Raw genomic sequence first — 11560 nt, 5'->3', positions numbered from 1 at the left:
ATAGCTCTATTTTTTTCATTATTGATAATCTTATCCTCATGTGTAACGACAGGTGAAGCCCGGTATTATGCATTTAATCAGGCCGTGGAGAATTCCGATGCAGAGGGGCTCGAAGGTTCAGTTGTGCTGCCTGAAATCTCTCTCTTTGTTTCTGCACCCTATCTTTCCATCGCTCCTGATGAGGATCTCGGCGGAGATAATGAAATAATCCTTCCCGAGTATGTGATTCCTGAAATTGCAAAAGAGCCCGCTCCTGAACCCGAAAAACAGGAAAGACAGACAGTCATTGCAGAGAGTGTGAGACCTGTCGCGCTGGATTCTGTAGTCGAAACCTCTGAAAAACCTCCTGCTGCCGATTCTCCTCTTACTCCGGAGAATATAATTATTCCCGAAGAGACTGTTGTAACAGTTGAACCCGGGTTGAGTAGAACCGATGAAATTTCTCCAGATGTTCGTGAATCAGTTAATGCGGACGGAGGAATGCCGGACAATTTCAGAGAATTCACTCCGGGGGAAGATATTCTGATTTCTCTTGATCGTGAGGGATGGATATTTGACCGCGGAGATTCCAGTGAGGGGATTGTACTCAAGAATAGACAATTTGAAGATGGAATGACGCGTTTTCTTTTTACTTCGGAGACAGGAGGGACTTTAGTTCTCTATTTTGTTCTTCAGAACAGTGAAACCGGTGAGGATGAAAAACTGTCGTACAAGCTTGAGGCCGCAACAGAAGATTCCGGGAGCCATCTTCCTGTGGTAATTGAAGCCCTTTCAACTGATTTCTCTGAAAAGGAGTTGAGCGGATTGGCGGATGATGATATAAGCATTGCTGTGATGGAGGAGAATGTCCCGGGAGTCGTCGCGTCAATAGATCAGCTTACGGACCCCGAGGCTGATCCGGGAACCGATCTGATGATGGATGTCTTTGAATTGCTCGATAAGCAGGGGGGGTACGATCAGCTGCTGGTTAAACTGGCGGAAAATGCTTTTTTACTATATCCCTATGATAACAGCAGTGCGGAAATGCTGTTTCGTGCCGCTCAGTCTCTTGAAAATCCCGGAACCGGGCAGGATATTGAAAAAGCGGTCACTCTTTTCAAACTTGTAAGGGATCATTTCCCCCTCAGTGTGTACAGTGATCGGTCGGAGGAACGTATAAGCTACCTGGAACGTCATTTCATGAAGATTTACTGATCTGTCATACTTGACACAGCTCTGGGATTAACGGTATAAAAAAGCTAAAACTTTTAAGGCTAAATAGAAAGAATGCTAGACCGAATTACGGATAAACTGACTGACATTACCAGGCAGTTTACCGGAAAGAACCGGATAACAGAAAAGAATATAGAGGACGCTGTCAACGAAATAAAGGTGGCTCTCCTCGATGCCGATGTCAACCTCAGAGTTGTCAGACGCTTTGTTAACAGAACCATCAAGGACGCGACGGGAGAAGATGTCCTCCGTTCGGTTGATCCCGGACAGATGTTCATTAAAATCGTTTATGACAAGATGGTCGATCTGTTGGGTGACTCCCGTCAGGATCTTGAATTAAAAGGACCTGATACCGTCTCTGTTATACTTCTTCTCGGCCTGCAGGGGGCTGGTAAGACTACGGCTGCCGCCAAGCTTGCCGCCCGATTGAAGAAAGAGGGGAGAAACCCCATGCTGGCCGCCTGTGACCTGGTAAGGCCTGCTGCTGTGGAACAGCTTTCCGTTCTGGGAGAACAGATCGGTGTAGAAGTCTACAGAGAAGAAACAAAAAACGCGGTTAAAGTTGCGAAAAACGCGCTGAAACTTGCGAAGAAAAAACAATATGATACGCTGATTATCGATACGGCCGGCCGGTTGCAGATAGATCAGGACATGATGAAAGAGATCGTAGACGTCAGGGAAGCGGTGAACCCTGACGAGGCACTACTGGTCGCTGACGCCATGACCGGACAGAATGCAGTTGAAATAGCCAAAGCTTTTGATGAAGAAGTTACGATAAGCGGTGTTATTCTTACAAAATTCGACTCCGATGCCCGCGGCGGTGCTGCTCTTTCCCTCAAGAGCATCACAGGGAAACCAATAAAATTCATTGGTGTTGGTGAGAAAGTTGAAGATCTTGAGCCTTTCTATCCTGACAGGATAGCCTCCCGTATTCTCGGGATGGGCGATGTTGTCAGTCTGGTGGAGAAGGCTCAGGGAGTTGCCACGCAGGAAGAGGCGGAAGAACTTCAGAAGAAGATAATTTCCGCCACTTTTACGCTGGAAGACTACTTGAAGCAGTTCCAGCAAATGCGGAAAATGGGCAGCGTCCAGTCTCTGGTCGCCATGATTCCCGGAATGGCCGGGAAGATAGGTGATGGGGACATCGATGAAAAAGCTATTAAAAGGGAGGAAGCCATTATTTTGTCAATGACTCTTCAGGAGAGGAGAAATCACAGAATAATCGGTCCGCCCCGGAGAAAAAGAATAGCTGCGGGGAGCGGCACTACTGTTTCAGAAGTAAGCCGGCTCATTAAAAAATTCGACAAGATGCGGTTGACGATGAAGAAAATCGCAAAAAACAAGAAACTGCAGAACCAGCTCATGACACAAATGGGCGGAATGTAGACTAGGAGTAAATACGTGAGTGTAAAAATCAGACTTAAGAGAGTAGGCGCTAAAAAGAGACCTTACTATAGAATCGTTGTTATGGATTCAAGAACAGCAAGAGACGGAAGAGCAATCGATGAAGTCGGTTACTATCACCCCATCGAAGCTGAAGACAAACAGGTTGTTCTTAAAGAAGAAAAAATCAGAGACTGGTTTGCAAAAGGCGCCAGACCCACAGATACCGTTAAGAGACTTCTCAACAAAAAAGGTATCACCCTTAAATAAGGGGGTCTGAGGTTATTGTGGAAAGAGATCTGGTAGAGTACATTGCTAAATCGCTTGTCGATTATCCCGATGAAGTTACGGTTAATATGATCGAAGGGGAAAAATCGACAATTCTGGAATTACGGGTATCCGATGATGATATCGGCAAAGTCATCGGAAAGCACGGCAGAATTGCCAAAGCGGTCCGGACTATCCTCAGTGCTTCGAGCACCAGGGACGGAAAGAGATGCGTTCTGGAGATTCTCGACTGATATGGATTTGATCGCGATCGGTAAGATCCGCACTTCCCATGGAATCAAAGGATTTGTCAAAGTTGTCAGTTTTTCGGGAGAGACGGATCATTTTTATGATCTGGAAAAAATTATCCTGAAATCGGATAGGCAGGAACGTGAGTCGGTTATCGAAGAGGTGAAGCCTCTAGGTGATTCTGTCATCCTTAAAATCGCCGGGATCGATTCGCCGGAAAAGGCCAAAACGCTTGCCGGAATGGAAATCCTGGTCCCCCGTGATAATGCAGCGCCTTTGAATGAGGGAGAGTATTATCACGCTGATTTGGTTCAGTGTTCCTTGCGTTATGACGGAGAGATTATCGGACGTGTGAAATCAATTATCGAAGGGGGAGGCGGAGAGCTGTTCGAAGTGGAACTAAACTCCGGAGAATCAGTTCTTATACCCTTTCGCGATGAGTTTATCGGAGATATTTCCATCGATGGAAAGCTCATCGAACTGAAAGAAAAATGGATTCTGGGATGAAATTTACAATTTTATCTCTGTTTCCTGAAATACTGGAAGGTTTTTTTAACAGTTCAATCATGTCGAGAGCTGTTAAGAACAATCTGGTGGAATATAATTTTGTCAACATCAGGGACTTTGCTTTCGATAAGCACAGGACCTGTGATGATGCGCCTTACGGCGGCGGTGCCGGGATGGTTATGAAAGCCGAACCCCTGGCTGCGGCTCTGGATTCGGTTAATGCCGGACAGACAAGAACCGTTTATATGTCGCCTTCGGGTAAGAAGCTCGATCAGAAGCTTTCGCTTGAGTTGTCAGGCGAGAAAGAGATTGTCATCATATGCGGTCGATACGAGGGTATTGATCAGCGTATCATCGATCTCTATGTGGATGACGAGATTTCTATCGGTGACTATGTTATATCGTCGGGAGAGGTTGCAGCTCTCGTTCTGGTTGACAGCGTATACCGGCTTTGTGAAGGTGTAATAACAAAGGAATCGCTAGAAGAGGAAAGTTTTCAGAACGCTCTTCTCGAATATCCTCATTACACCAGACCGGAAGTTTTTCAGGGACGCGGCGTTCCCGATATACTTTTATCGGGGCATCATGCTAAAATTGAAAAATGGCGGTTGAAAAAACAGCTTGAGAAAACACTCGCCAACAGACCTGATTTGCTGGAAAGCGGTCAGCTGTCGGATGAAGCTGAAAAAATGTTAAATGAAATGGTAATTCAGGAGGAAGGACCTAATGGATATAATTAAATCAATTGAGTCTGATCAGATTAAAGAAAATGCTGAAAACTTTAAGATTGGCGATACAATTAAAGTTTTCTATAAGATCATTGAAGGAAAAACAGAACGTGTTCAGGTTTATGAAGGTCTGGCGCTTTCTCTCAACAATGCTGGAATCAACAGAACTGTTACAGTTAGAAAAATGTCACATGGTGTCGGCGTTGAAAGAATTTTTCCCATCAATTCTCCTAAAATTGAAAAGATCGAAGTAACCAGAAGAGGTAAAGTAAGAAGAGCCAAACTCTATTACATCCGCGAAAGAGTCGGAAAAGCCGCCAAGGTTAAAGAGCTTATCAAGAAAAAAGCTGATCAGAAGTAAAAATTGAACCGGAATCGCGTGATTCCGGTTTTTTTATGCCTTAGAATTATAGGATAGTCAAGATAGAATCTTTAAGTTATAATAAGATTGATTATCAGTATTGACTGCTATTCAGGATGGGGCAATGAACATAGTAAAAGTTGAAGACTTACAGGTTGGAATGGAATTTGATGCATCGGTTTACGTCGAAGATGATGTTTTACTTGTTCCGGCAGGTGTTGCCATTCGGGAAAAAGACCTGCACAGGCTGACTCAGTGGGGAGTAGAGGAAGTTCTTACCGAAGGTAAGCCCATTGATAAAACACCTTCTGACGTAAAAGCAGATTTTGAATTTTTCGGCCTCGATGCCAATAGCGATTCTGTTAATTTCTATAAAAACGCCGTTTCCTTTCTCTCCGATATATTTGATCGCATTTCCAAAAAAGAAACATTTAATACAACATCAATCGATACGCTTGCTGAGTTGATTATCAAGTATGTTCTGGAACAGAGAAATGAGACTATCAGCCTTATTATATGTTCAAGCGCGGGCAGTGGTTATGCTAAAAGCAGTTTGAACTGTGCCATTCTTTCTGCGGTAATCGGCGATTATCTGAAAATTGAAGAATCAAAGCTGCAGAATCTGGTTATAGGGGCAATATTACATGATTGCGGAATGCTACGTGTCTCGAAAAAGATCAGGGAAAAGGACTCCCAGCTGGATGATAAGGAACTGAAGGTTCTGAGAACCCATACACTTTATTCATATCAGGTCATGGCAAAAGAGCTCTATTATCCGGAAGATGTTTCCCAGATCGCTCTGCAGCACCATGAGAGATGGAATGGAACCGGATATCCTCAAGGTCTGAAGGAACAGGAAATCGGTCTGGAAGCCCGGATAGTCTCGGTTGCTGATGCTTTTGAGGCTATGGTTTCTGAAAGGCCTTACAGGAACTCAATGACCGGATATTTTGCTATGAAAAATATCCTGAGCGATAATTCGCGAAGATTCGATCCCAAAGTTGTAAAAGCCTTCATTTCCAGTATGGGAATATACCCTATAGGCAGTATTGTTCTTCTCAGTGACTCAAGCATCGGCCGTGTTACTTCCATACATGGCAACACACCTCTAAGACCGGAGCTCATGCTTCTCATTGATTCGGACGGAACCGAGTACAAGGATGGTTCAGGTCTCGTGCTGGATCTCCTTCAGGAAACGAATCTCTTCATTCTCAAAGCTCTTGATGTCAAGACTCTCGCCGGAAAGACTGTTTAGTGGACAGCCGCGCAAAAGGGCGGGAAGGTGAAGATCTGGCTGTTTCTTACCTGGAAAAAAAAGACTATAAAATTCTGAAAAGAAACTTTATGTCCCGTACCGGAGAAGTCGATATTATATGTAGAACTAATGATGAAATCGCATTTGTTGAGGTGAAGTACTGGGATTATTACGATTTTGAAGATCTTGAGTATGCAATTAATAGTACTAAGAGAAAAAGAATAGTAGATACATCCCGGTATTTTCTGGTAAAGTATCAGCAATATCGCGATTTCAGACTACGCTATGATGTAGTTTTTCTGTCAAGGAGGACGGGGGAAATACATCATCTGATCAATGCTTTTTAGGGAGATGGAGCTCCAATGATAAGAATTGCAAAACAGTCTGATCCGAAACGACTAAAGGAATTGAAGCAGAAAATCGATGATGACAAGTATTTGTCTCTGGCCATTTCACAGATAGCGGCCACTCTGACTCATGAGATCGTAAACTTCAATGAGGAGAAGACATGAAAAACCCCGACGAATCTGCCGGTAAATCGGAAAACGATGTAAGCAGATCCCGCCGTAGGAATGACCGAAGAAAGAGAAACAGGCGAAACAGACCTCAACAGGAAAGGGCGAATGGACCGGATTGTGCTCTGTGCGGAAATCCTATCAGAGACATTTCGGCGGCCATGAATGATCCTTCCGGTGAGAATCCCGTTCATTTTGATTGTATTGTTAAACAGCTTTCAGAAAAAGAAACTCTGGGCAATCAGGAAAAAATTGTATATCTCGGAAGTGGCAATTTCGGTGTTGTCAGAATCCTGAATAATAGAAAATTTGAAATTCTCAAAAAAATTCCCTATGAAGAGAATCCTGAAACAAGAAGTGACTGGCGCATGAACATGCGTCTCGATATACCCGAGAAGTAATGAACAGCCTGAAAGATTGAAAAAGCCCCTTAAAAAAAGGGGCTTTTTTATATCCTAATCATTAGTGAAAGGGGACAGTATCAGTAATAAGATTGAAGTTCATCAAGTAATTGAAGAGCTTTCATTCTAACGACTGTTATATAACCGTTTCTCGGATCGGCAATAGCAGCGATTTCTCTGAATACCTTTTCATCTTCGAGGCCATTATTGTCATTTGCCAATTTCTGAATAGCCGATAAAGATGCATTTGCAAAAGTATTGTCTTTCGTAACGGCGGTTTGTGAATGCATAGTCCAGCTTATGAGATCCAGAACTTCTCCATTTTCATCCAAACCGGTTTTTGATAGAGCCAGAACGGCTTCAGTCAGAACCATTGTCTCGTTTTCATTTTTAAAAATATTCAGAATCATGTCTCGGGCTGTATCACCGCCGATTTCACCAAGAATCCGCACAGCTTCTTTTCTGACCATTGAAAAATTGTTGACGACTCTTCCGCCCTCAACGACTTTTTTGTCGATCCCTTCAGAAGAAAGATCGCTTAAAATATCGATTATTTCTATACTGTTCTCATCGACTTCCCCATTCTGAATCATCTCTTCGATGTCCTGTATGGCTATAATCTTCATGTCGCGATCGGGAGATTCAGCCTGGCTTCTGATGATCTGTGCCTTGACTGTGCTCTTCAGGTAAACGTCTTCAATCGTCTGTTCTGAAGAATTATCCTGTGCTCCCAAAACGGTCAGGAACAGGAAAGCACCGGCTAAAGCAGCTGCCTTTTTTCTGATGTTCATAAAATACCCCTTTACTTAATGCATTAATTGTAATTCCAAGAAGGAATATTAGCAAACACTGGCTACCAAACAGTTACGGCCCATTCACCATCAATTAATTCAAACTGAAAGAGAATCGTCGGATTCTCATCAATGTACATATAGGCTGTAACATGGGTTTCATCTTTGAAGATGATTTCATCCAGTCTGGCGCTTGCTCTGCTCGGAACGACAACCCACTGAAAATAATCCCTTAAAGACTTCAGCTCGACAATATCTTTTAAGCTGGGACTTTCTGAGACCTCTCTTAGATATTCGGCACTTCCTACCTTTTCTATGTACTTTTCTGAGAGAAAATTCTTCCAACCGTTAAAATTTTTCTTTCTGATGAGTTTTGTCAGCTCATCGATGAGGTTTTCTATCTCGTCAAAAGTCCTGTTGTATAGATCTTCGGAAACAACCATTACATCGTTTTCAGTTGCCACCTGTTCTTCGGGTATGACAACTTCCGCTTCTTCCGCCGCCGGTTCTGCTACCGGTACGGAATCCTCCTGGACTACAACTTCCTGCGGTTCAGGTACAACGGGAAGAGGTTCTGTTGTTTTGCAGGAAAAAAGAGCCGGTAAAAACACTGTGAGTAAAATTATCTTTTTCATATACATAGAGAAGTCTATAATTTCATTGCTTAAAAGTCAAAACAATTTGACCCTTTCCTTTTTTTTAAATATAGTGCTTTTTATGGTAAAAGCAGTATTTCCCGGAACTTTCGATCCCCCGACTAAAGGGCATATCAATCTTATTAAAAGGGGAGCGGCGCTCTTTGATACGCTGGATGTGGTTATAGCTGTCAACACGAATAAAATGCCGCTGCTGACGCCTGAGGAGCGAATGGAGCTGCTCAGTGAATCAGTTAAGGACCTGTCAGGTGTAAAAGTAACGTTGTGTAATAAGCTCATAGTCGATTATGCTGTGGAAAACGACATCAAAGTTATCCTCAGAGGTATTCGGAATGTGGCGGATTTCGGCTATGAATTTGAACTTTCCATGATGAATAAACAGTTAAAATCATCAATCGAAACGATTTTTTTACCCACAGATCCCAAGTATTTTGTATTGCGGTCTTCATCGATAAAGGAGCTTCTGAATTTTCACGCTGATATCTCTGGGATGGTTCCCGCTCACGTGGAGAAACTTTTAAAGAGAAAAACCGGCGGTTATTGACAAAATATAGCCGATGCGTTATTTTAGTCTCCGATATACTGCGAAGTGAGGTAAGAGATGGCAGTACCTAAATATAAAACATCGAAAGCCAGAAGCAGGAGAAGAAGATCCATCAACATGAAAATGGGTGTTGACACTCTTGTATCGTGCACAAACTGTGGCAACAAAATTATGCGTCACAGAGTATGCCCCAAATGTGGTTTTTATAGAGGGAAACAGGTTATCGAGCTTGACGAGATGGCTTAATAATCCTACAAGGAGTTGTTGAATGGACGAATTATTTGAACAGTTGAAAGGTCTTATTGCAGACAAACTGGAAGTGGACATGGAGAAAATCACTCTTGATTCCAGATTCAGAGAAGATCTCGGTGCCGACAGTCTCGACACATATGAGCTTCTTTATGCTATCGATTCAGAAATGGGCGTTTCCGTTCCTGATGAGAGAGCAACAGAGTTTGAAAAAGTTTCTGATGCATTAGATTTTATCAAGGCTGAAAAAAGTAAATAATTTACCTTGTGAATCCAATTAAGAAAAACATTCCTGTTAAGACACCTATTGTGTCATCAAAAAGACGAGCTGAGCTTCGTCTTTTTGAAAAACAGGCAGGCATAAGGTTCAAAAGAGTTGATCTTTTGAACCTTGCTTTTATACACCGCTCCTATTCGAACGAATACTCTCAAAAAATAGAGAATAATGAAAAACTTGAATTCCTCGGTGATTCTGTTCTCGGCATGGTCACAGCTGATTATTTGTTTAACAGACTACCCGATAGGGTGGAAGGTTATCTGGCGAAAGTAAAGTCATTTGTCGTCAGTGAGGAAAGTCTTGACAGCATTGCCCGTTCAATAGATGTAGATAAATATCTTCTCATCGGAAAAGGTGAGGAAAACTCAGGAGGACGGCAGAAGAAAGCTATCCTGGCTGATTGTATGGAAGCCATCATCGGCGCCTACTACCTCGATACCGGATACCGGGAAGTCAGTAAATTCGTTCTGCGCTTTCTCGTTCCGCAAATCGATAAAGTCCTGGAGAACAGACATAAAAAAGATTACAAAACTATGCTCCAGGAATACGTTCAGAAGAAATATCATATCTATCCCAAATACACTTTAGTCAAGAAATCCGGTCCCGATCATGACAAAACATTCTGGATGGAAGTTTCGGTAAACGGAAGAACATTCGGTCCCGGGGAAGGCAAGAATAAAAAAGAAGCTGAACAGCAGGCAGCTGAAGAAGCTTTTGCCTATCTTTCCTCTACGGATTCCGTATAATTTTCGTAAATCTCTCTGGCCCTGGCCAGGAGAAAATCTCTGTCATTGTAATCGGGATTTTCCAATACAAGCTCTAATAAGCTTTCCAGAATCTGTCCCATTACCGGACTTCTGGGAATTCCCCCATCCATAAATAAATCGTTACCATTTATATTCAAGCTTTTAATTGTAAAAGCCTGATTTTTTTCTGTCAGATTGTCGATCCGGTTTTTTAATTCTTTTAACAGATCATAATCCTCATCCGACGTCCACATGGAAGCCATATCGGCTTTCTGGAGTGTTAGCAGATCGTCAATTTGATCAAGGCCGACTCTGGCAATAAACCGACGAACTCCCGCATCGGTCCATATCGACTCGTAGTTGAACATATGATGTCTTATCAGGTGCTCAATTCTTTGAATGGATTTGTTCGGGAATTTCAGATTTTTCATAATTTTTACAGCTTTGCGGGCTGAATGGATTTCGTGATTGTGAAAAGTGGGAATTCCCTCGCTATTAAAAACAAGAGCATCTTTTTTTCCGATATCGTGGAACAATCCGGCAAATCTCAGATCAATGTCATTTTGCGGACAATAGTCGCATGTCGTTATCAGGTGCTCGAAAACATCAAGTTTGTGCTTTTCTCTTTGCTCCAGGCCGGAACAGGCTGTCAGATCCGGCGAAATAATCTCCAGTAATCCGGATTCCAGCAATAGACGGAATGTTGTAGATGGTTTCCGGGCTTTCATGGTTTTCACCAGTTCGTCATAAATGCGTTCTTTTGATACGATTCGGAATTTGTCCAGATTTCTGCCGATTGCTTTGAAAGTTTCATTTTCTAAATCAAAATTCAGTTGAGCTGCAAAACGACAGGCGCGAAGAGGGCGTAGACCGTCTTCCTGAAACCTCTCATCGGGATTCCCTATAGCTCTTATTGTTTTTTTATCAAGATCGGAGAGCCCGTTGTTAGGGTCAATGAGCTTTTCGTTGAGAATATCATAAGCTATGGAATTGATTGTGAAATCCCGTCTTTTTAAATCCTCATTGATATCTGAAGTATAGCTTATCGAGTCCGGCCGTCTGCCGTCAGTGTATTTTCCATCAACTCTGAATGTCGTAACTTCATAGGCTTCGCCTTTAAATAAGACTGTTACCGTCCCGTGCTTGATTCCTGTGGGAATGACCTTGCGGAAGATTCTGATAATGTCGTCAGGCAGGGCATCGGTAGCCAGGTCGTAATCTTTCTCTTCTATACCGAGAAGCTGATTTCTTACAGCTCCTCCCACGAGGTAACAGCTGAACCCTTTTTCATTGAGAATCGAGGCAATTTTTTTTAAATCTTCAGATACGCGAATTGTCATATTGTGAAAAACTACGTCTATATTTATATATAGTCAAGGGCAGGCGGGGATAAAAAAAATGCAGCCCGAAGACTGCATT

At 42.8% G+C, this 11560-nt stretch carries 18 protein-coding genes; 15 read left to right on the top strand and 3 right to left on the bottom strand.

Going from position 1 to position 11560, the window contains the following annotated elements; genetic code table 11:
* Positions 1–21 precede the first annotated feature (21 nt).
* From HNR50_RS03865 to HNR50_RS03815, 11 genes are all read left to right on the top strand, one after another.
* Positions 22–1194 (top strand): tetratricopeptide repeat protein, encoded by a 1173-nt coding sequence (locus tag HNR50_RS03865; protein ID WP_184743970.1) that lies wholly within the window; start codon positions 22–24, stop codon positions 1192–1194.
* Between the two features lie 72 nt (positions 1195–1266).
* A complete protein-coding gene (gene ffh, locus HNR50_RS03860; RefSeq protein ID WP_184743967.1) occupies positions 1267–2598 on the top strand; it encodes a signal recognition particle protein in 1332 nt (443 codons plus the stop codon).
* Between the two features lie 15 nt (positions 2599–2613).
* On the top strand, positions 2614–2865 hold the full coding sequence (gene rpsP, locus HNR50_RS03855) for a 30S ribosomal protein S16 (RefSeq protein ID WP_184743964.1): 252 nt from the start codon (positions 2614–2616) through the stop codon (positions 2863–2865).
* Between the two features lie 17 nt (positions 2866–2882).
* Positions 2883–3116 carry a KH domain-containing protein gene (locus HNR50_RS03850; RefSeq protein WP_184743961.1) on the top strand — a complete coding sequence of 78 codons (234 nt, stop codon included), beginning with the start codon at positions 2883–2885 and terminating at the stop codon, positions 3114–3116.
* Between the two features lies 1 nt (position 3117).
* Positions 3118–3618 (top strand): ribosome maturation factor RimM, encoded by a 501-nt coding sequence (rimM, locus tag HNR50_RS03845; RefSeq protein WP_184743958.1) that lies wholly within the window; start codon positions 3118–3120, stop codon positions 3616–3618.
* Positions 3615–4358 (top strand): tRNA (guanosine(37)-N1)-methyltransferase TrmD, encoded by a 744-nt coding sequence (trmD, locus tag HNR50_RS03840; protein WP_184743955.1) that lies wholly within the window; start codon positions 3615–3617, stop codon positions 4356–4358. Before rimM ends, trmD begins: the two co-directional genes overlap by 4 nt.
* Positions 4345–4707, top strand: coding sequence for a 50S ribosomal protein L19 (gene rplS / locus HNR50_RS03835; RefSeq protein ID WP_184743952.1), 363 nt, complete (start codon positions 4345–4347; stop codon positions 4705–4707). Before trmD ends, rplS begins: the two co-directional genes overlap by 14 nt.
* Positions 4708–4831: 124 nt before the next feature.
* Positions 4832–5962 (top strand): HD-GYP domain-containing protein, encoded by a 1131-nt coding sequence (locus HNR50_RS03830; protein ID WP_184743949.1) that lies wholly within the window; start codon positions 4832–4834, stop codon positions 5960–5962.
* The gene (locus HNR50_RS03825; RefSeq protein WP_184743946.1) at positions 5962–6309 is read left to right on the top strand and encodes a YraN family protein; all 348 of its coding nucleotides are present in this window, start codon (positions 5962–5964) and stop codon (positions 6307–6309) included. Before HNR50_RS03830 ends, HNR50_RS03825 begins: the two co-directional genes overlap by 1 nt.
* A 15-nt stretch (positions 6310–6324) precedes the next feature.
* On the top strand, positions 6325–6474 hold the full coding sequence (locus HNR50_RS03820) for a hypothetical protein (RefSeq protein ID WP_184743943.1): 150 nt from the start codon (positions 6325–6327) through the stop codon (positions 6472–6474).
* The gene (locus tag HNR50_RS03815; protein ID WP_184743940.1) at positions 6471–6878 is read left to right on the top strand and encodes a hypothetical protein; all 408 of its coding nucleotides are present in this window, start codon (positions 6471–6473) and stop codon (positions 6876–6878) included. Before HNR50_RS03820 ends, HNR50_RS03815 begins: the two co-directional genes overlap by 4 nt.
* Positions 6879–6958: 80 nt before the next feature.
* Here the strand turns inward: HNR50_RS03815 and HNR50_RS03810 are convergent, their stop codons facing one another.
* Positions 6959–7669, bottom strand: coding sequence for a HEAT repeat domain-containing protein (locus HNR50_RS03810; RefSeq protein ID WP_184743937.1), 711 nt, complete (start codon positions 7667–7669; stop codon positions 6959–6961).
* 62 nt (positions 7670–7731) lie between these two features.
* Entirely contained in the window at positions 7732–8304 is a 573-nt protein-coding gene (locus HNR50_RS03805; protein WP_184743934.1) for a hypothetical protein, read from the bottom strand.
* Positions 8305–8386: 82 nt separating this feature from the next.
* On the opposite strand from HNR50_RS03805, the gene coaD reads away from it, so the two are divergent.
* From coaD to rnc, 4 genes are read left to right on the top strand one after another with little or no spacing between them, the layout of a single operon-like run.
* Positions 8387–8869: a pantetheine-phosphate adenylyltransferase gene (coaD, locus tag HNR50_RS03800; RefSeq protein WP_184743931.1), complete on the top strand. Its 483-nt coding sequence runs from the start codon at positions 8387–8389 to the stop codon at positions 8867–8869.
* 57 nt (positions 8870–8926) lie between these two features.
* A complete protein-coding gene (gene rpmF / locus HNR50_RS03795; RefSeq protein ID WP_184743929.1) occupies positions 8927–9115 on the top strand; it encodes a 50S ribosomal protein L32 in 189 nt (62 codons plus the stop codon).
* Positions 9116–9137: 22 nt separating this feature from the next.
* On the top strand, positions 9138–9377 hold the full coding sequence (gene acpP, locus HNR50_RS03790; protein ID WP_184743926.1) for an acyl carrier protein: 240 nt from the start codon (positions 9138–9140) through the stop codon (positions 9375–9377).
* Positions 9378–9385: 8 nt separating this feature from the next.
* The gene (gene rnc / locus HNR50_RS03785) at positions 9386–10141 is read left to right on the top strand and encodes a ribonuclease III (protein ID WP_184743923.1); all 756 of its coding nucleotides are present in this window, start codon (positions 9386–9388) and stop codon (positions 10139–10141) included.
* Here the strand turns inward: rnc and HNR50_RS03780 are convergent.
* The gene (locus HNR50_RS03780) at positions 10114–11481 is read right to left on the bottom strand and encodes a CCA tRNA nucleotidyltransferase (RefSeq protein WP_184743921.1); all 1368 of its coding nucleotides are present in this window, start codon (positions 11479–11481) and stop codon (positions 10114–10116) included. The two genes, rnc and HNR50_RS03780, sit on opposite strands and share 28 nt — an antisense overlap.
* Positions 11482–11560: the final 79 nt, after the last annotated feature.

Origin of the sequence: Spirochaeta isovalerica (genome assembly GCF_014207565.1) — a bacterium.
In the GTDB taxonomy this organism is placed as follows: domain Bacteria; phylum Spirochaetota; class Spirochaetia; order DSM-2461; family DSM-2461; genus Spirochaeta_F; species Spirochaeta_F isovalerica.
The sequence above is the reverse complement of the archived record's forward strand: the minus strand, read 5'-3'. Positions and strand labels throughout refer to the sequence as shown.

What these genes read in the sequence shown, in the direction of transcription:
- ffh (WP_184743967.1), top strand. Translation starts at nt 1,267, where the DNA reads ATGCTAGACCGAATTACGGATAAACTGACTGACATTACCAGGCAGTTT.
- rimM (WP_184743958.1), top strand. Translation starts at nt 3,118, where the DNA reads ATGGATTTGATCGCGATCGGTAAGATCCGCACTTCCCATGGAATCAAA.
- trmD (WP_184743955.1), top strand. Translation starts at nt 3,615, where the DNA reads ATGAAATTTACAATTTTATCTCTGTTTCCTGAAATACTGGAAGGTTTT.
- rplS (WP_184743952.1), top strand. Translation starts at nt 4,345, where the DNA reads ATGGATATAATTAAATCAATTGAGTCTGATCAGATTAAAGAAAATGCT.
- HNR50_RS03830 (WP_184743949.1), top strand. Translation starts at nt 4,832, where the DNA reads ATGAACATAGTAAAAGTTGAAGACTTACAGGTTGGAATGGAATTTGAT.
- HNR50_RS03820 (WP_184743943.1), top strand. Translation starts at nt 6,325, where the DNA reads ATGATAAGAATTGCAAAACAGTCTGATCCGAAACGACTAAAGGAATTG.
- HNR50_RS03815 (WP_184743940.1), top strand. Translation starts at nt 6,471, where the DNA reads ATGAAAAACCCCGACGAATCTGCCGGTAAATCGGAAAACGATGTAAGC.
- HNR50_RS03810 (WP_184743937.1), bottom strand. Translation starts at nt 7,669, where the DNA reads ATGAACATCAGAAAAAAGGCAGCTGCTTTAGCCGGTGCTTTCCTGTTC.
- HNR50_RS03805 (WP_184743934.1), bottom strand. Translation starts at nt 8,304, where the DNA reads ATGAAAAAGATAATTTTACTCACAGTGTTTTTACCGGCTCTTTTTTCC.
- coaD (WP_184743931.1), top strand. Translation starts at nt 8,387, where the DNA reads ATGGTAAAAGCAGTATTTCCCGGAACTTTCGATCCCCCGACTAAAGGG.
- rpmF (WP_184743929.1), top strand. Translation starts at nt 8,927, where the DNA reads ATGGCAGTACCTAAATATAAAACATCGAAAGCCAGAAGCAGGAGAAGA.
- acpP (WP_184743926.1), top strand. Translation starts at nt 9,138, where the DNA reads ATGGACGAATTATTTGAACAGTTGAAAGGTCTTATTGCAGACAAACTG.
- HNR50_RS03780 (WP_184743921.1), bottom strand. Translation starts at nt 11,481, where the DNA reads ATGACAATTCGCGTATCTGAAGATTTAAAAAAAATTGCCTCGATTCTC.